This window comes from Asticcacaulis excentricus, assembly GCF_003966695.1.
Classification (GTDB): domain Bacteria; phylum Pseudomonadota; class Alphaproteobacteria; order Caulobacterales; family Caulobacteraceae; genus Asticcacaulis; species Asticcacaulis excentricus_A.
Genome location: NZ_AP018827.1, coordinates 1960137 through 1978263, shown reverse-complemented (window position 1 = coordinate 1978263; position 18127 = coordinate 1960137). Strand labels below are relative to the sequence as shown.

Sequence of the window (18127 nt, the reverse complement as noted above, 5' to 3'; positions counted from 1 at the left end):
GACCCTTGGTATAAGAACGGCATGTTGTCCGCCCTGCCTGTCGATCCGTCCAAATACACCGCCTTTCTGGGGGCGATGTTCCTGATGGCCATTACACCCGGACCTGCCAACCTGTTCTGCATTTCCACCGGACTGGGACGTTCCGCACCCAGGGTTCTGATGGGCGTCTTCGGCATCAATACGGCCACCCTGATCTGGTTTGTGGCCGCCGCCTTCGGCCTGCACCTTCTGATCACCACCCTGCCCGTCGTCTTTCACGCGATGACGGTCGCGGGTGCCGTCTATCTTTTGTGGATCGCGGTCAAGACCATCCGGGCGCGCAAATCACACAGCGCCCATGAGCTGGACCTGCCTGCAAATGCGCAGACCCTTGCCCGCGAAGGCCTGTGGGCGACGTGGAAGGACGGTTTCATGGTGCAGTTCCTGAACCCCAAGGTCACCCTGTTCTTCACCGCTGTCCTGCCGCCGTTTCTGGCACTCGACCGCCCGATGACGACGCAGATGCCGGTCTTTGCCGCCACAGCCATCGGCATGGATGTGATCACCATGACGACCTACGGCCTGAGCGGTCTGGCCCTGACGCGCTTCCTCAGCCGGGGTCGCAATCGCGAATATTTCGAGGTCTGCGTCGGCGGGCTTCTGGGCCTGATCGCTGTCGTCATACTGACGCACAGCGCCGCTGATCTGCTGAGGCATTAAGCCTAACTCCGCCACCTGGCCTAGGCCAGCAACAGTGCCATATGGCGTCTACTGTCTGGCTAACCGGCTGCTTAGGTTGGGGCTGATCGCGAAAAGTGCGCTTCGATGCACTTCGACCGTCAAACCACAATCAGCAAGAAGGTGACGAGATGACAAACATGAAAACGCTGGCCATGGGTGGCCTTGGACTGGCTCTGGCCATGGGCCTTACCACCACAGCCTCCGCTCAGGATTTCAAACCCAAGGCCAAAGGGCAGTTCATCGTCACCAGCCGCGTAACCAGCGTCGCCCCGGATGAATCAGGCGACATTCGAACCGCCGCCGGCGTCGATAGCGGTCTGGACGTTAAGGTGGGTGACGACACCATCCCCAGCCTCGGCTTCACCTATTTTCTTACGGACAATATCGCCGTTGAGGCCATTCTGGGAACATCGCGGCATGAGGTGCGTGCCGTAGGGGGCAACACCAATGTGCAGGTCCATTCAACCTGGGTTTTACCGCCGGTTGTTGCTGCCCAATACCATTTCAACCCCAAAGGCCGCATCAGCCCCTATGTGGGGGCCGGGGTCAATGGCATGATCTTCTACAACAGCAAGGACTATAATGGCTTCAAGGTCGGGCTGGATGACGGTCTGGGCTATGCGCTTCAGGGCGGCGTCGATATTGCCCTCAAAGGTAACTGGTCGCTCAATGCCGACTTGAAAAAGGTGTGGTTCAGCACGGATGCCAAGATCAATAATGGGGCTTTGAAATCAGAGGTCGATCTCAATCCGGTCGTCGCCTCGGTGGGGCTGGCCTACCGGTTTTAGAGCGAGGCGACGCCTTTTCGCTTGATTTCCATGCGCCCTGTGCGACGCTCCTGATCAGGTTTAACAGCGAAGGGAGGTGATCCGATGTCTAATCGTCATAGGCCGAAGACGGCAGATAAGGGGATCACGATCCAGCCTATGGGTACGGATCGCCTTTGAGGCCATAACGGCTAAAGACAAGAGAGAGGACTGTGTGATGTCACACAGTCCTCTTTTTGTATTCGGGCTTTCCCTCTGTGGGGATCAAATCCCGTCGTCTTCTGGATGGTTTCGCTGACATCGTATTCGCGGTCATCATTCTGACCGTCAAAGGCCTCACCATAAGGATTGACCGCGGTAGCGGGGCGATGACTTTTTTAGGTCTTCGTAAACAGGTCTTAACCCTTTGCATGCGATTAACCGGGCTTAACCATAAGCCTAGAGACTGCCCCGCATGAGCACGGTTACCGCCCTCGTCTGGAATCATCTGGAGTCCCGCTTCACCTATGTCTGGCGTTCGGTGCCGATGGCGCGTCTGCGCGGGGCGCTGGTCTGCCTTTTGGGTCTGGCCTCGCTGATCGCCTATGCCTCCTATCGGGCAACCGACGCGAGCTGGAATACGGCCAGTGCCGAGCCCGTGCATAATTTTCTGGGCGGCTTTGGGGCGATCATTGCCGATATTGGCCTGCAATCCCTGGGGCTGGCCGCGTGGCCGATGGCGGCCCTGATGACGTGGTTCGGTCTGGCGCGTCTGATGCAACTTGACCCCGATGAAGGCCGTCGCACCCTGCGTATCCACAGCCTTTATGGCGCCCTGTTCGTGTTGATGCTGGCGGCGGCGCTGGCGCCCCTGCATCTGGGCGACGCCAATTCGCCCTCGATTGGCGGGTTTTGGGGTACAGGTACGCACCATCTGCTCAAAAGCCTGTTCGACTTCATGCGCCTACCCGCCGGTGAGGTAATCGCCAGCCTGATCTTCGGCGCGGCCGCCTTGTGGGCGTTTAATCAGGCCCTGCGCCTGACGTCTGAGAGCTATGTCCGCGCCGCGGGTTTCGTTCTGGGCGGTTTCCGCGGCGCGCTGACCGCCTCCGGCCTGCCGGAAAAGGTCAATGCCGCCGTGACGCGCGAGCCCAAGGCGACCAAAGCGAAACGCGGCCAGAAGGCACCGCAGCCCTTCATTGACGAGACCGATTACACGCCCGACGCCATGCCCGAACCGGTGGTCAACAGCCGCGCCCCCGCCACGCCGGTCTATGACGAAGACGCCCCGCCCTTCGACATTGACGATCTCGACCCTGAATCCGAACTGTCGGCCCCGGCCCCGCGTCAGGCCGCTCCGGAACCGAAAATCCGCATGGAGGCTCCGCGCCCGAAACCCTCAGCGCGCGAACAGGATGAGCGTCAGTCGAGCTTTGAGTTCCTCAAGCCGGGCAATTTCCGCCTGCCCGAATTGTCCATCCTCGCTAAGCCCAAGCCGCGCGCCGCCGGCTATGACGAAGCCGCCCTGCGCCAGAACGCCCGCATGCTGGAAAGCGTGCTGGCCGAATTCGGCGTCAAGGGGGTCATCGACCAGATTCGCCCCGGCCCCGTCGTCACCCTCTATGAACTGGCCCCGGCGGCCGGCGTGAAGGGCGCGCGCGTCGTGGCGCTGGCTGACGATATTGCCCGCAACATGTCGGCGCGCTCCTGCCGCGTCTCCATCGTGCAAGGCCGCAACGCCATCGGGATCGAGCTTCCCAATGCGGTGCGCGAAACGGTCTATCTGCGCGACATGCTGGCTTCAGCCGAGTTCGAAAAATCGAGCCACATCCTGCCCATGGTGCTGGGGGAAAACATCGGTGGTGAACCCTACGTCACCGACCTCGCCAAGATGCCGCACCTGCTGATCGCCGGGACCACGGGTTCGGGTAAGTCTGTCGGCGTCAACGCCATGATCCTGTCGATCCTTTACCGGCTCGATCCGGAACAGTGCAAGTTCATCATGATCGACCCCAAGATGCTGGAACTGTCGGTCTATGACGGCATCCCGCACCTGATCGCACCCGTCGTGACCGACCCCAAAAAGGCCGTCGTGGCGCTGAAATGGGTCGTCAAGGAGATGGAAGACCGCTATCGCCGCATGTCGAAGATCGGCGTGCGCAATGTCGCCTCCTTTAATGAGCGCGCCAAGGCGACCGCCGCCGAAGGCAAGAACTTTATCCGTAAGGTCCAGACCGGCTTTGACGAAACGGGTCAGCCCATCTTCGAAATCGAGGAAATGGTGCCGGAACCCATGCCCTATATCGTCGTGATCATCGACGAGGTCGCCGACCTGATGATGGTGGCGGGCAAGGACATCGAAGGCGCGGTGCAACGCCTCGCCCAGATGGCGCGCGCCGCGGGTATCCACCTGATCATGGCCACCCAGCGCCCGTCGGTCGATGTCATCACCGGTACGATCAAGGCCAACTTCCCGACGCGCATCTCCTTCCAGGTGACGTCCAAGATCGACTCGCGCACCATCCTTGGTGAGCAGGGGGCGGAACAGCTCCTTGGTCAGGGGGATATGCTGTACATGGCGGGCGGCGGGCGCATCACCCGCCTGCACGGACCGTTCGTCGCCGACTCCGAGGTCGAGGCCGTGGCCGAATATCTGCGCTCGCAAGGCTCACCCAACTACCTCGAAGACATCACCGCCGGTGGCGATGATGACGGCGATGGCGAGTCCGGCGGTTTTGGCGGCGAGGGGGGCGGTTCGGGCGACGACCTCTATGACAAGGCCGTCTATTACGTCACCATCGACCGTAAAGCCTCAACCTCCTACATCCAGAGGAAGTTGCAAATCGGCTATAACCGCGCTGCCTCTCTGATGGAAAAGATGGAGCAGGAAGGCGTCGTCGGCCCCGCCAACCACGTCGGCAAACGCGACATTCTGGTCGGCCCGCCGCCGGGTGTGTGATCGGTTTTGTCAAAGGCTCCGCCGGGCAGGGGCTCAACCCCTGCACCCGGAAATAAGAGCGAAGTTTTATCCTGAGATCGCACCGATGATCTGATCGACCACGGCGCGCACCTGAGCGGCATCGTCGCCTTCGGCCATCACGCGGATCAGCGGTTCGGTGCCTGACGGCCGCACCAGCACGCGGCCCGTGCCTTTCAGTGTCGCTTCGCCATCGGCGATAGCCTGCTTGACGTCTTCGCGGTTCAGTGGGCTGTCGCCGGTAAAGCGCACATTCTTCAGCAATTGCGGCACCGGCTCAAACTGACGCGCCAGCTCGCTCATCGGGCGGCCGCTTTCGACCAGAACGGCCAGCACCTGAAGCGCGGCGATCAGGCCGTCACCCGTCGTTGCGTGGTCCAGCATGATGACGTGGCCTGATTGTTCACCACCCAGATTGAAGCCGCCTTCGCGCATCTTTTCCATCACATAGCGGTCACCGACCTTGGTGCGCTCCAGCGTCAGGCCCTTCGAGGCCATCAGGCGTTCAAGACCCAGATTCGACATCACCGTGGCCACCAGACCCCCGCCCTTGAGCTGACCCTTGGTGGCCAGACTGATGGCGATGATGGCCATGATCTGATCGCCATCGACAATCGTGCCCTTTTCATCGCAGATAACCAGACGATCGGCGTCGCCATCGAGCGCAATACCGATATCGGCGCGCAGCTCCTTGACCTTTTCGGCCATGGCCTGTGGCTGGGTCGATCCGCACTTTTCGTTGATATTCATGCCGTCGGGCGATACGCCCAGACAGAAGATTTCCGCGCCCAGTTCATAAAGTGTGGTCGGGGCCACCTTGTAGGCCGCGCCATTGGCGCAGTCGATAACGATGCGCAGCCCCTTGAGCAGTAGGTTCTTGGGGAAGGTTGCCTTGGCGATTTCGACATAGCGGTATTGTGCATCATCGACACGATGCACCCGGCCGAGATGTTGCGGCTCGGCAATGCCGTCCAGAATATTGCCGTCCATGCGCGCTTCGATGGCCAGCTCCACCTCGTCCGACAGCTTGTAGCCATCCGGTCCAAACAGCTTGATGCCATTGTCATAATAGGGGTTATGCGAGGCCGAGATCATCACCCCCAGATCGGCGCGCATCGACCGCGTCATCATGGCCACACCCGGCGTCGGCAGCGGGCCGAACAGGCGCACGTCCATGCCGACCGACGTAAACCCGGCCACCAACGCCGGTTCGATCATATAGCCTGACAGGCGCGTATCCTTTCCGATCACCGCCAGATGCCGGCGATTGTCCGAAGACATGAACATCTTGCCCGCCGCCATACCGACGCGGTAGGCGACTTCAGCGGTCATGGGGAAGCTGTTGACGCGGCCCCGGATACCATCGGTGCCGAAATATTTGCGGGTGCGGTTCAGGGTGCTCATGTGCGAAGCCATCAGGTCGTTAGGGTTTTTGATCGGGTTGAAGCCATAGAGAGCTAGGGTGTCACGAAAACTGGCCATGCGGGCGGTCGTCAGGGCGACAAACGCCGCCTCCAGCTTATCGACGGTTTCGGCGCGCGGGGCCTTGGTCTGACCGCTCAGGGCGCGAAACAGCGATGACGGCGCAATGCCCGCCGCCTCGGCCACGTCCTTGATGGAAATGCCTGTGGCCCCCAGCGCTGCCTGTAGCTTTTCCCACTTGTTTTCACTCATTGGCCAGACTCTGTATCGGGATTAGCGTCCGGTTACAGACCGAAACGCAATGCGTTAATAGCAAATTTACCGTATTTTGGACGCAAACATCTTAAAATACGGCTTTCGTGACCCTTTTAAGGCCAAGGGCTTAATGTGTTGTGAAATAATTTCATAGCATTTTAAAAATCTGTCTGCTACTTAAAATGCGCAAATAGCCCCTTCCCTTGTTATGGAGCCTTGTCCATGTGCGGCATTATCGGTGTTATCGGCCTGTCCGAAGCGGCCCCGCGCCTGATCGAAAGCCTGCGTCGCCTCGAATATCGCGGCTATGATTCCGCGGGTATCGCGGTCGTCACAGAGACAGGCACGCAACGCCGACGCGCGGCAGGCAAGATCCGTCAGCTTGAAGCCGTGGTTGAAGAAACGCCGCTGTCGGGGCAGGTCGGTATCGGCCATACGCGCTGGGCCACGCACGGCGCGCCGACGGTGGCCAATGCCCACCCGCATACCTCCGGCCCGGTCACCGTTGTGCACAATGGCATTATCGAGAATTTTGCTGAGCTGAAGACCGAACTGATCGCCGCTGGCCATGTGTTCAGTTCCGACACCGACACCGAGGTGATCGCGCATCTGTTTGATGCGACGCTGAAAAGCGGGCTCAAGGCCAAGGACGCCTTCAAGGCCGTTCTGGATCGCCTGAACGGGGCTTATGCGCTGGCGATTATTGTCGAAGGCGAAGACCGCACCCTGTTTGGCGCGCGTCGCGGTTCACCTCTGGTCGTCGGCTGGGGCGAGGGTGAAATGTTCCTGGGTTCCGACGCGCTGGCGGTCGGCCCGTTCACCAACCGCGTCACCTATCTGGAAGAAGGCGACTGGGTGGTCCTCACCCAGGACGCTGCCGACATCCATGACGCCAGGGGTTTCCGCGTCAACCGCCCCATCACCACCGTTTCGGCTTCGGCGGCGCTGGTGGAAAAGGGGGCCTATCGTCACTTCATGGAAAAAGAAGTGCACGAGCAGCCCGAAAGCGTGCAACGCACCCTTTCGGCCTATCTCGATCCGGTGGCCAAGTCAGCGCGCGCCGACATCAAGGCCGCCATCGACTTCAACAGCGTCGCGCGCATTCAGATTATCGCCTGCGGCACAGCCTATTATGCCGGTTGCATCGCCAAATACGCCTTTGAAAAGGTCGCGGGCCTGCCCGTCGATGTCGAAGTGGCCTCTGAATTCCGCTACCGTACACCGGCCATGACGCCCGGCACGCTAGGTCTGGCCGTGTCGCAATCGGGCGAAACCGCCGACACCTTGGCGGCGCTGCGCTGGTGCAAGGCCGAGGGTTTGAAAACCGCCGCCCTCGTCAATGTCCACACCTCGACCATGGCGCGCGAAGCCGACCTGATGTGGCCCACCCACGCCGGGCCGGAAATCGGCGTGGCCTCGACCAAGGCCTTCACGGCGCAGGTCGCCGCACTCCTGTCTCTGGCCGTCGCTGCCGCCGCGCAACGCGGCCGTATCGACGCCACGGAAGAGGCGCGTCTGGTGCAATGCCTGCTGGAAACCTCCGGCCTGATCGCCGAGGCCCTTCTGATGGACCCGGACGTGCAGCGCATCACCTACGAACTGTCGAAGGCGCGCGACGTCATCTATCTGGGGCGCGGGGCCATGTATCCGCTGGCGCTGGAAGGCGCGCTGAAACTCAAGGAAATCTCCTATATTCATGCCGAAGGCTACGCGGCGGGCGAGCTAAAGCACGGCCCCATCGCCCTGATCGACGAAAACACGCCGGTGGTGGTGATCGCACCGGACGACGAACTGTTTGAAAAGACAGCCTCAAATGTGCAGGAAGTCGCCGCGCGTGGCGGCCGCGTGGTGATGATCACCGACGCCCCGCAAAAGGTTCCGGCCCTGTCCGGTGATGCCGCCAAAACGCTGAAAATCGTCAAAGGCCCGACCTGCGATCCCTTCGTCGTGCCTCTGGTCTATGCGGTGCCGATCCAGCTTCTGGCCTACCACACCGCCGTACATAAAGGCACGGACGTGGATCAGCCGCGCAACCTCGCTAAGTCGGTGACGGTAGAATAGCGCTCTTTCGCCCCTGTAATCGGAATGCTAACCCTTTTGTGTCAGGTTTGACGCAAAAGGACGCAGAGCGTGGTGCAGGAGACGATATGAACGGACTGAGCGTAGAGATAACGACCCCTGCGCAGCTATCCGACGCAGATCGTCATTTATGGACCGAGGCCGTGTCTCTCAATCCGGCCCTCAACAGCCCCTACTGCACACTGGCCTATGTCGAGGCGCTGTTCCCCGTTGTGCCTCAGGCGCGCCTTATCCGCCTTCATCGCCATGGCCGCACCGTGGGCTTTCTGCCGCTTCAGATGCGCGGGCGGGTGGCGCAGCCGCTGGGCGCACCCCTGACCGATTTCCATAGCCTGATCTCGCTGCCCGATGTCGGCATTGATCTGCGCGCCGTGCTGCAGGCACTGGAACTGCACCGTTTTGAAGTGGCTGGCTGGTTAGGCGCAGACAGCCACTTCACCGCAGGCGAAGTGCGTGAGCGCCTGTATGCCGATCTGTCGGGCGGGTTTGACCACTATTATACCCAACAGCGCAGCGAGCAAAAGAAGTTCTTCCGTAACGCGGAACGCTGCCGCCGCAATCTGGACGCCGCCTATCCGCAACTGAGCTTTTCGTGGGAAGGGACGTCAGAAGACGTTATCGATTGGGTGATTACGCGAAAGCGCCATCAGTACGCCCGCACCGGCCTGCACGATGTGTTTGCCTGTGGCTGGACGCGCAAGGTTCTGTACGCACTGGCCCAACGCCAGGACAGCGATCTGCGGCTGATGGCGGGCGTTTATCGGAATGGCACGGACATTATCGCCGCCGAGATCGGCCTGTGTACCTCAGACGACCTGCACCTGTGGTTCCCGGCCTATGACCGCAGCGCCGCGCGGCACAGCCCCGGTATCCTTTTGTCGCTCGATATCCTGAATGCTGCCGCGTCTGAGGGCATAAAGCGCGTGGATTTCGGCTGCGCGGATGAGCCTTACAAGCTGTCCATGACCACGCACAAAACGCCCTGCTATGCCGGCTATGTGGTCAGCCAGAAATCAATCGAGCTTCCTGCACGCTTTGATCCCTTCCTCAAGCCGCGACTGATGATCATGCGCGCTTGCGAAGTGCACCTTTCCGGTCAGGTCCGCGCCGGTTGGCAACTGGGCCGCCGCCTCGTGACGCGGACACGTGTGGGCTTTGTGACCTTCCTGAGCCTTCTGGGGGCCATGGCCGCAGCGATACTGGTCGCCGAAGCAATATAGGTTCAACAGGAAAGCTGCAAAAGCTAGAGCGGAATGATTTCTAGTGGAATCATTCCGCTCTAGCCGCCATTGAGGCGGCGGCCAAGGTGGCGAAGCCACCGCCCGGCGAGGGACTAAACAAAAATCTAGAGCGATGTGCGGAAAAGTGTGAGCGGTTTTCCGCTAAAACATCGCGACAAAACAAAAATTTAGAGCGAAATGGCGTTTCCGCCTAAAGTCATTTCGCTTTAGATCATTATGTTTCTACCAGAAATCATAATGATCTAGGGCACTCCACTTTGACGCAGCGATATAGCGTTCAAAAACCGTTTAAGGCACTACGAAGCCTTGAGTTTGTCCACAAATTGCGTCACTTCCGTCCCAAGTGTTTGAGCCTGCTCGGCCAGGGTCTTTGAGAGGTCACGGAGTTGATTGACGGCCGTACCGGCTTCTTCTGCAGCCACAGATACAGTATGTATTTGATCAGAAACACCTTCTGTGCCGGCTGCTGCCCTTGCGGTGTTGGTGGCTATATCTTGTGTCGCCGCACCTTGTTGCGCCACGGCACTGGCAATAGCTGTGGTTGAGGCCTTGATCATGTCAATGGTCGAAACAATTCGTCCGATGGACTGCACGGTTACATGGGTCGCAGACTGTATTTCGCTGATTTTCGTCGCAATTTCGTCGGTGGCTTTAGCCGTCTGCTGAGCGAGGGATTTCACTTCCGTGGCCACAACGGCAAAACCTTTGCCAGCCTCACCGGCGCGAGCAGCTTCGATGGTTGCATTGAGGGCAAGCAGATTGGTCTGTGCGGCAACGGCCCGGATCAACTCAATGACATCCCCAATACGCGACGCCGCTCCGCTGAGGACAGAGATATTGCGGTTAGTGGCGTCGGCCTCTTCTGCCGCTGTCAGAGCGACCTGAGCGGAGTGGCTGACCTGAGCGTTAATTTCCCGAATAGATGTCGCTAATTCCTCAGCGCCTGAGGCCACTGTCTGCACATTTCCAGAGGCGGTGTCTGCTGAAACCTTCACGGTCTTTGCCGTGCGAGTAGTTTCGCCTACCACCTCTCCCAGTCCAGTCGCGGCCTTGGCAATTTCAACAGACGTCTGATTGAACGCCTTGGACAAGGTCTGAATGCGGTCTATTAACTGTCCTGCCAACTGGTCACGATGACGAATCTGCGCGAGTTCAAGCTCTTTACTTTCGGCCTGTTGAGTGGCCAAGTGCCTCGCCTGTGCATCTGCCGCATTGGCAGTCTTCAATGCTTCGTCTGCCTCTGTAAGGCTGCGCTCAAGCGTTACCGCCAGCCATACCAGAAGGGCCGTTTGCAGAGTGAGGATGACTGCGTGCATAAGGACGCGCGCCAGATCAGGCTGACTGTCAGGGAAAACGGCCGCCGGCAAAAGGTAGTTGAGACCGAGGTGATGGATAGCCACCAGACCCGAATAGGCCAGAAGCGCTCGCCAATCACACCAACCGGCGATAAGTGCCAAAGCAGCAAAAAAATACATGTGCATATCGATCTGATAGGCATGGCCTTCGAAAACGTAGACCATCAGACTGACCAGCACCGCCAGCGATAGGGATGAGACCAGACGGGTCAAAGCGCCAGTACGGTCCTGACGCCACAACAGCGTTGACCACCCGCAAACGCCAACCGCTACGACCGCCGACATAACGAGGTCCGCGCCGGTTTTAAAAACCAGAGGCAGGATGAGGAGGACCAGACTATTCAGCCACAGAAACGCGATCAGCGCTGTGGCAAAACGTTGTCTCAAAGACTCAATGGGGTTCATCGTGATGACCTTTTACATCCTGCCAATACACGCGGATTGAAAACAAGTACGGCTCCATGCGCATAGAGCCTGCGGACGAATTGAGGGGTTTGGGCGCGCGCCAGAATGATATGTCCGCCAAAAGCAGAATCTTCAATCAAACCATCGGCCTGCGCGATAATTGCGGCGGCTGAAGTCTTGTCATACGACGATGCCAGTACCGCTACGGTCTGATCGTCTCTGGGCGTCAGATAAACGCCAAACGATAAAAGAAGAAAACAGGCGACCGTACTCAGGGCCGTCAAAGGAGTGATTTTTTGCGATGACGACATAAGGCCGACTTTATCCCTGAAAGTACACCCTCAGATTTTAGTCAGTCTTGGTTAATGCAGTATTATGAATGTATTGATTTTTAAAGAATAAATTATTACCAGCAATGGTTGTGAGGGGCCGCCAAAGGGTTGTTTTTATAAACTATCCTTGCGGCAGCAGGTTACAAACACCGGCAGGGCCGCCGCACCGATGGCGGTTTGAAACGCGCCCAAACGCGAGGCTTCGACCACCGGCGCGCCTTCGCCCACTGCATCGCCAAGGGCTCTGTGCAGGACGCCCGAAGTCTTTGATGAAAGGCGCAACTAACAAGATTTTTGGGACATTGAGGACCGAAGGCTTCACGCCCTTACGGCGAAATCATAGTCTCCCGGTCCGGCCTCGATAACCATTCGGCCATTAACAATGCCCAATGACTGTGACGCGAGAGGCTTGCCGTTTTCGCGTATATTCGTTTGATTCGTAGCAGGTAAATGAACTTCGGCGCGGGTGTTGGGCGGCACACTGAGCCTGAGCCTGAAATGACCCTCCGGATTCAGGGTCCAGTCGGTTGAAATACGCCCGGATACGGCGTCATACTGCGCGCCTCCGGAAGCGACGCGGCGATCAAGTACCGGCTTGAAGCGGAAACGACGGAAGCCCGGTTCGATCGGGTCAATTCCGGCAATGCGGCGATAGACAAAACCAATAACCGCCCCAAGCGCGTAGTGGTTGAAGGAGTTCATTGAGATGTCGCCAGCATCTCCATTCCAACGCTCCCAGGTCGTTGTCGCCCCCTTCATGACCATATAGCCCCAGGAAGGGTATTCTGTGCGTAGCAACAGGTCATACACCAGTGACGCATAGCCATTGTCGGCTAGTACGTCGAGGCTGTGGGGTGTCCCAAGGAAGCCCGTAGTCAATAAACGGCCCCGACTTACAATATTGTCATACAACCTTCCGGCCACTTCGGCCCGCAATTGCGGCGGCACAAGATTATAGCGCAACGCCAGAATGTAACCCGTCTGGGAGCCATTGCCGACGGTCCCGTCCGAATGGACAAAGGCTTTGGCAAAGGCCGCGTCGATCTTCTCCGCCAGACGCGTATAGTCCTCTAAGGCCTTCTGCCGTTTTGTCGCCTTCGCCATATCCATCATGGCCAGCGTCGAATGCTTCCACATGGCCGTCCCGATCAGGTCGGGTGGCGTCGTATGATCGCCGGGCCAGCGAGAATCGAGCGCCAGCCAGTCTCCGAAATCCCATCCGTGGCCCTTACTCCAAATGCCGTCATCGCTAAGAGCGGCGATATAGCCAATATAGGCGGACATAGCCTCCCAGTTCTGGTTGATAACCTCAGTGTCGCCGTACCGTTGCCACGTGGTCCAGGGCAGGATGACACCGGCATCCGCCCACCCGGGTGAGGCCTCGTTAGGGGCCGTATCGCGCATGCTGTTAGGCGAGATAAAGGCAAAAGCCCCATTCGGCCACTGGGCATCACGGACGTCAGCCATCCAGCGCTGCGTAAAGGTGCCGACATCCATATTGAAGGCCGCCGCGTCCCAAAAGACATGCGCATCCCCCATCCATCCCAAGCGTTCGTCGCGTTGAGGACAGTCCGTAGGAATACCCATAAAATTCGACTTCTGACTCCACAGGCTGTTTTGCCAAAGGGTCTGAATAATTGGATGGCCGATGCGCAGATGCCCGGTTCTTGATGTGTCGCTGTGGATGACGACGCCCATAACGTCATCAGGCGTCGGCGCGTTTGATAAGCCGGAGATTTCGACATATCGAAAGCCATGATAGGTGAAGCGCGGCTCCCAGACTTCACCCGCCGGGTCGCCCTTCAGCACATAGGTATCTGTGGCAAGTGCGGCTCTCAGATTGGCTTGATCAACACTGCCGTCGGGTTTGAGTATTTCGGCAAACTTCAAGGTCACCTTTTGCCCGGCGATGCCCTTTACTCTTATTTTCGCCCAGCCCGCAAAGTTCTGGCCAAAATCAACCACCCAGCTCCCGTTAACAGCTTTAAGGGATTTCGCCTTCAACAGGCCCATGCGTCGTATTGGCGGGCTTACGGTCGGCTGAAGCTTTGCGGTCACCGACGGGGCAATCGCCACAGGCGACCACTTCGCGTCCGGGTGAAACCCCGGCGCGGCCCAACCGGGCTGCTCACGACGCGCATCATAGTCTTCGCCGTCATATATATCTGACTTGAGGATAGGAGAGGCACTGATCATCCAGCTCTGATCCGTGACGACGCGCTCAACCCTACCGCTTGAGTAGGTCAGTTCCAACTGAGCCATAAAGCGCAGGGGCGGATTGCCAAAAGCAAAACGACCCTGAGGTGACGTATAACTGCCATACCAGCCATCGGCGACCATGGCACCGATAACATTTGCCCCGCGTCCGACCATGTTTGTCACATCAAAGACGCGGTAAAGGATGCGTTTGGAGAAATCCATGGATTCGGGGGCCAGCAGGGCATCGCCGACCCGCTTGCCATTGATATAGGTCTCATAGGCGCCCAAGGCCGTCACATACAGCCGAGCCTGAGCCACCGCATCCGTGGCTGTAAAATCGCGGCGCATCAAAAAAGCGCCTTTACCCGGTAAAGGTTGATCTTCACGCGCCGAACGTTTCACCGTTGGCCATGCCGACGCATCAAAATCCGGCTGGGTCCAGCCTTCAGGTTTCTCTGAGGATGCACGGGCGGTTAGATCGTCAAAACGGACAACCCGACCGTCGCGCAACCGGGCACGCACCAACATGGCACACTGGGGTTTTTCCCCTTTCAGACTTAGAGTCAGAACATGCGTTCCAGCTTTGATTGTCCGTACGGTTTCGACCACACCTCGCGGCCCCCAGGCATTGGCAGGCCGAGGCGGCAGATCAATCAGGCTGCCGTCAATTCGAGCCTCGTAAGAGGTCGAGGAAATCGTCATCAGGGTTGTTTCGGCATCCGTCTCGAGATCAAAGACCAGCCGGACCTGACAGGACGGAGCTTTCGATGACGCATCGGCCGTAACCCAATAGAGACCGGCTTCACGATCCCCGCGCATATCGGTATCTTCCGCTGCCAGCCATTGGGCCTGCCAGTCATCTGGTGACAGCAGTGCCATCTCCCAGAAGGCGGGAGCGCTTGTCGCGACACGTCCGTGACAGTCCCACACCGTAACCCGCCAGACCGCCCTCTGGCGCGAGCCGAGTGGCTTTCCCGCATAAATGACGTCAAAGGTCTGATCGCTTTCAACACGGCCGCTGTCCCAGAGATCGGCAAGGCCGGCCCGAAGGTTTGCGTCACTTGACGCGACCTCTATCCGCCAGGCGGTCTGCATCGTTCCCCGCCGCGCGGAGGCGCACTGCCATGAGAGGCGAACATCCTGATTTTCCACACCTAACGGGTTGTCACACAGATTGGCTTTCAACCGCGTCAGGCGTAAGCTATCTCGCTTTTCAGCAGCAGACGCCGGAACGGCGAGTGCAGCGGTGGCCAGACCCGCGCCGTTCAATGCACCTGAGAGTGCTCCCCGACGTGTCAACATGGCGCGTTTCCTTTATTTTCTAATGTTATTTTGTTTGCATACTGGGTTCTGTTGTCGTCAGGCAAGGCCCATTGACTTTGGGGTGGACAACTCGACCCTGTTCCGAAGTTCCGATAAGGCTTACGGACTTACCCCTGCGGGAGCAGGTTACAAAACACCGGCAAGGCCGCCGCCCCGATGGCGGTTTGAAACGCCCCAAGACGCGAGGCTTCAACCACCGGCGCGCCCTCGCCAAACTGCATCGCCTCGGCCAGCGCTTTCAAGATTGAAGGGCTGAGGCGCCCCGTCAGGATGATGGCATCGGGGCTGAGGAATGGACTGAGTTTGGCCAGACCCACGGACAGACGCGCGGCCGCGCTATGTGTCCAGTCCTCAATGACGCCCTGCGCCGCTTCGGGCAGGATATCGAGATCGCTAAGGTCACCTACCCCGAACCCGGCGGTGGTCAGAAGCTTCATAAGGTCGCGACCATCCGGAGACTCCGCCTCGCTGAAAAACTGCCCGATCTGCCCCGCTCCTGACATACCTTGCCCTCCCCGGAACGGACGCCCCTCGATAAACAGCGCGCCGCCGATCTCAAGCCCGATATGCACGATCAGATAGGTCTGATAGCGCGCGCCAATGCCAAAGACGCGTTCGCCAATGCCGCAGGCCAGAGGTTCGGCTTCGATAAAGACCGGACCTTCCAGATTGTTGGCGAAATAGCTGATCAGCTCCTCGCGGCGATAGGCGAGGTTCCACGCCTGTGCCTGTTCGGGCGGCAGGTCCGAGGCCACACCGATCCCGAAGCCCAGTTGTCGCCAGCGCACCACATGGCTCTTGCCATAGGCGCTTTCCAGTTGCTGCTGCACGGCCTCCAGCACGGCGCGCGGCGTCGGTTCGACCAGCGGCGTGCGCGTGCGGCCGACCACCCGACCGCCCAGATCCATCGCCACCAGATCAAGCGCCCCGGTCGTAAAGCCGATACCGAAGGCGTAGGCCGCACCCGACCGCAGCGACACCGGCTTTTGCGGCTGACCCCGCCGCCCGGTGTGCACATAGGCTCCGTTATCTTCCTCGACCAGTCCCCAATCCATCAGGTCGCGCACCAGATTGGTCACCGCCGGTCGCGTATAGCCCGACGCCTCGGCCAGCTCGGCACGCGCTGCCGTCCCGTGGCGGACCAGCGCCTCAAGCACCTTGCGATGGCCGTGGGTCAGGTGGGGAAACATCTACACGTCCGAAAAGTCGATAACCCGGTAGTCGCGGCCCAGCTTATCCAGAAAACGCCGAAAATCGGCCTGATCGAGCGCCGTGGTCGCCGTATTGATCAGCGGGTGGAAGTTGACGATGTCAGCGTCATACAACCGCTGATCAAGAATAAATCTGACCTTGTGCTCCGGGTCGTTGATCAGAGCCAGCGCCGTCACCGAACCCGGTCGCACGCCCAGCGCCTGATACAGGCGTTCCTCAGAACCGAAACTCAGACGCCCGGACCCGATCACTTTCGGCAGGGCTTTCAGATTGATCTGCGTCTGCTGTTCGGCGCTGATCAGCCACAATTGCCCCTTATCGTCCTTCAGGAACAGGTTTTTGCTGTGGGCACCGGGGAGAGTATCCTTAATCCCTTCGCCTTCACCGACGCGAAACACCGCCTCATGTTCAGTGGTCCGCGGCAACAGGCCCCAGCCGTTTAGGGCTTGAAGCAGGGTGCTTTGCGTATAAAAGCTGTTTTCGGTCATTCGTCGCGTTTACAGGAGCCCGAAGCGTAATGGAATTGGAATGTTTTGTCGTTCAGGCCGGCCCGCGTGAAATCATTCCCGGCCGCACCGATCGCGACTGGATGGATGCGTTTTCCAACCGCTTCCCCTATCGCTGCCTGCCGCTTACCATGGCCAATTCGACCGGGTGGGAGCTGCTGGTCCCCGAAGACATTACGATCGAATGGAACGGTGGCAAGCTGGCCAGCGACATCATCATCACCGGCGACCGCCCCGGCGCGCACGTCGAACACTTTGTGCAGAGCCATTTCAGTCAGGGTATCGTCACCTTCCATACCGGCTATCTGTTTCGCACGCCGCCAGGCTTTGCCCTGTGGGCCACAGGGGCACCCAACCACGTCAAGGACGGCATCGCGCCCCTGACCGGCCTGATCGAAACCGACTGGCTGCCGTTTCCCTTTACGATGAACTGGCGCTTCACGCGGCCGGGCGTCGTGCATTTCCAGAAAGGCGAACCCTTCTGCTTCATCAATGTCATCGAGCATCGCAAGACGGATGAGGTGCAGCCGGTGGTCAAGCCGATCGAGGCCGACCCGGACCTGCTGGAGCAATTCAAGGCGTGGTCGGAAAGCCGCGCCAGGTTCAATGAAAGCCTCGTCAATCGCGACCCGGCGGCCATCAAACAGGCCTGGCAAAAATTCTACCACAAGGGCGAGCTGCCGGATCAGTCCGAAGCCCCGCAGGAGCATATGAACCGCCGCCGCGTGAACCCTGTGCGCTACGAAGGTATCGACGAACCGAAATAAAAAAGGGAGCCTTTGGGCTCCCTTTAGGGTTCAGCGGCGATCCGTGGTCGGTCGCACAATACGCGGGTCGAGGTTCTGCTTCACCTCGCGCGCGTCATAGGCATTAGGGTCGCTCGGCTTTTGACCCTTGCCGAAGATGACCTCGGCCGAGGTTTCATAGCGATAAAAGGTCGTCTGATCCTCTTCCCACGCCCCCCAGGAGCCCCAGGCGCCGCGATAATAGCGGTAGTAGAAGCCGCCATAGAGACGCGGGAACGGGTCACGATAGGTGGTGCTGGTCGTGCGGTCTTCCTTGGTGTTGCGGCCCACCAGACTGAACCAGTCATAGCCGTTTTCCAGCGCCAGTTCGGCGGCGCGGTACAGCATATAGTCCTCGACCGTCTCACGCGAGGTCGAGGAATTGCCGGAGAATTTCAAGCGGTAGCGATTGGTTTCGATCCGCTGGTCGGAATAGCCGCGCGCCAGAGACGAAGACGGGTCACCCGTCACAGGCTGATAAGGGGTGGGGGTCGCGCAGGCGGCGAGCGTTACCAGAGAGACGCCAAGTGCCGCACCAATCATCATCTTACGCATGGTCTTAACACTCAA

Annotated in this window: 14 protein-coding genes; 6 read left to right on the top strand and 8 right to left on the bottom strand. The window is 59.2% G+C overall.

The window, feature by feature from the left end:
• Positions 1 to 21 precede the first annotated feature (21 nt).
• From EM6_RS09190 to EM6_RS09180, 3 genes are all read left to right on the top strand, one after another.
• Entirely contained in the window at positions 22 to 699 is a 678-nt protein-coding gene (locus EM6_RS09190) for a LysE family translocator (protein WP_126422132.1), read from the top strand.
• Between the two features lie 158 nt (positions 700 to 857).
• Positions 858 to 1508 carry an OmpW/AlkL family protein gene (locus tag EM6_RS09185; RefSeq protein WP_126422992.1) on the top strand — a complete coding sequence of 217 codons (651 nt, stop codon included), beginning with the start codon at positions 858 to 860 and terminating at the stop codon, positions 1506 to 1508.
• Positions 1509 to 1941: 433 nt separating this feature from the next.
• Positions 1942 to 4425 carry an FtsK/SpoIIIE family DNA translocase gene (locus tag EM6_RS09180; protein WP_126422130.1) on the top strand — a complete coding sequence of 828 codons (2484 nt, stop codon included), beginning with the start codon at positions 1942 to 1944 and terminating at the stop codon, positions 4423 to 4425.
• A 66-nt stretch (positions 4426 to 4491) separates the two neighbouring features.
• Here EM6_RS09180 and glmM read toward each other — a convergent pair whose 3' ends face one another.
• Entirely contained in the window at positions 4492 to 6117 is a 1626-nt protein-coding gene (glmM, locus tag EM6_RS09175; RefSeq protein ID WP_126422128.1) for a phosphoglucosamine mutase, read from the bottom strand.
• Positions 6118 to 6342: 225 nt separating this feature from the next.
• On the opposite strand from glmM, the gene glmS reads away from it, so the two are divergent.
• Positions 6343 to 8181 (top strand): glutamine--fructose-6-phosphate transaminase (isomerizing), encoded by a 1839-nt coding sequence (glmS, locus tag EM6_RS09170; RefSeq protein WP_126422126.1) that lies wholly within the window; start codon positions 6343 to 6345, stop codon positions 8179 to 8181.
• 86 nt (positions 8182 to 8267) lie between these two features.
• The gene (locus EM6_RS09165; protein ID WP_126422124.1) at positions 8268 to 9419 is read left to right on the top strand and encodes a GNAT family N-acetyltransferase; all 1152 of its coding nucleotides are present in this window, start codon (positions 8268 to 8270) and stop codon (positions 9417 to 9419) included.
• Positions 9420 to 9736: 317 nt separating this feature from the next.
• On the opposite strand, the gene EM6_RS09160 is transcribed toward EM6_RS09165, so the two are convergent.
• The 6 genes from EM6_RS09160 to EM6_RS09140 form a co-directional block, all read right to left on the bottom strand.
• Positions 9737 to 11200, bottom strand: a complete 1464-nt coding sequence (locus EM6_RS09160) for a methyl-accepting chemotaxis protein (RefSeq protein ID WP_126422122.1) — start codon at positions 11198 to 11200, stop codon at positions 9737 to 9739.
• Positions 11197 to 11511, bottom strand: a complete 315-nt coding sequence (locus EM6_RS09155) for a hypothetical protein (RefSeq protein WP_126422120.1) — start codon at positions 11509 to 11511, stop codon at positions 11197 to 11199. The genes EM6_RS09160 and EM6_RS09155 overlap by 4 nt, the downstream gene beginning before the upstream one ends.
• Before the next feature lie 135 nt (positions 11512 to 11646).
• Complete coding sequence (locus tag EM6_RS17350) at positions 11647 to 11814, bottom strand: hypothetical protein (RefSeq protein WP_172961172.1); 168 nt, start codon at positions 11812 to 11814, stop codon at positions 11647 to 11649.
• Between the two features lie 36 nt (positions 11815 to 11850).
• A complete protein-coding gene (locus tag EM6_RS09150) occupies positions 11851 to 15033 on the bottom strand; it encodes an alpha-L-rhamnosidase (RefSeq protein ID WP_126422118.1) in 3183 nt (1060 codons plus the stop codon).
• A gap of 128 nt (positions 15034 to 15161) precedes the next feature.
• Positions 15162 to 16244 (bottom strand): ROK family transcriptional regulator, encoded by a 1083-nt coding sequence (locus tag EM6_RS09145; RefSeq protein WP_126422116.1) that lies wholly within the window; start codon positions 16242 to 16244, stop codon positions 15162 to 15164.
• Complete coding sequence (locus tag EM6_RS09140) at positions 16245 to 16754, bottom strand: prolyl-tRNA synthetase associated domain-containing protein (protein ID WP_126422114.1); 510 nt, start codon at positions 16752 to 16754, stop codon at positions 16245 to 16247. It lies immediately after the preceding gene.
• A 29-nt stretch (positions 16755 to 16783) separates the two neighbouring features.
• On the opposite strand from EM6_RS09140, the gene EM6_RS09135 reads away from it, so the two are divergent.
• Positions 16784 to 17539, top strand: a complete 756-nt coding sequence (locus tag EM6_RS09135) for a DUF6065 family protein (RefSeq protein WP_126422112.1) — start codon at positions 16784 to 16786, stop codon at positions 17537 to 17539.
• A 30-nt stretch (positions 17540 to 17569) separates the two neighbouring features.
• On the opposite strand, the gene EM6_RS09130 is transcribed toward EM6_RS09135, so the two are convergent.
• Entirely contained in the window at positions 17570 to 18112 is a 543-nt protein-coding gene (locus EM6_RS09130; protein WP_126422110.1) for a CC0125/CC1285 family lipoprotein, read from the bottom strand.
• Between the last annotated feature and the right edge of the window lie 15 nt (positions 18113 to 18127).

Excerpts from the sequence above, each read along its gene's own strand:
- EM6_RS09180 (WP_126422130.1), top strand. The coding sequence starts at position 1,942 with ATGAGCACGGTTACCGCCCTCGTCTGGAATCATCTGGAGTCCCGCTTC.
- EM6_RS09130 (WP_126422110.1), bottom strand. The coding sequence starts at position 18,112 with ATGCGTAAGATGATGATTGGTGCGGCACTTGGCGTCTCTCTGGTAACG.
- EM6_RS09150 (WP_126422118.1), bottom strand. The coding sequence starts at position 15,033 with ATGTTGACACGTCGGGGAGCACTCTCAGGTGCATTGAACGGCGCGGGT.
- EM6_RS09185 (WP_126422992.1), top strand. The coding sequence starts at position 858 with ATGAAAACGCTGGCCATGGGTGGCCTTGGACTGGCTCTGGCCATGGGC.
- EM6_RS09140 (WP_126422114.1), bottom strand. The coding sequence starts at position 16,754 with ATGACCGAAAACAGCTTTTATACGCAAAGCACCCTGCTTCAAGCCCTA.
- EM6_RS09155 (WP_126422120.1), bottom strand. The coding sequence starts at position 11,511 with ATGTCGTCATCGCAAAAAATCACTCCTTTGACGGCCCTGAGTACGGTC.
- EM6_RS09145 (WP_126422116.1), bottom strand. The coding sequence starts at position 16,244 with ATGTTTCCCCACCTGACCCACGGCCATCGCAAGGTGCTTGAGGCGCTG.
- EM6_RS09135 (WP_126422112.1), top strand. The coding sequence starts at position 16,784 with ATGGAATTGGAATGTTTTGTCGTTCAGGCCGGCCCGCGTGAAATCATT.
- EM6_RS09190 (WP_126422132.1), top strand. The coding sequence starts at position 22 with ATGTTGTCCGCCCTGCCTGTCGATCCGTCCAAATACACCGCCTTTCTG.
- EM6_RS09160 (WP_126422122.1), bottom strand. The coding sequence starts at position 11,200 with ATGAACCCCATTGAGTCTTTGAGACAACGTTTTGCCACAGCGCTGATC.
- EM6_RS09165 (WP_126422124.1), top strand. The coding sequence starts at position 8,268 with ATGAACGGACTGAGCGTAGAGATAACGACCCCTGCGCAGCTATCCGAC.
- glmM (WP_126422128.1), bottom strand. The coding sequence starts at position 6,117 with ATGAGTGAAAACAAGTGGGAAAAGCTACAGGCAGCGCTGGGGGCCACA.
- glmS (WP_126422126.1), top strand. The coding sequence starts at position 6,343 with ATGTGCGGCATTATCGGTGTTATCGGCCTGTCCGAAGCGGCCCCGCGC.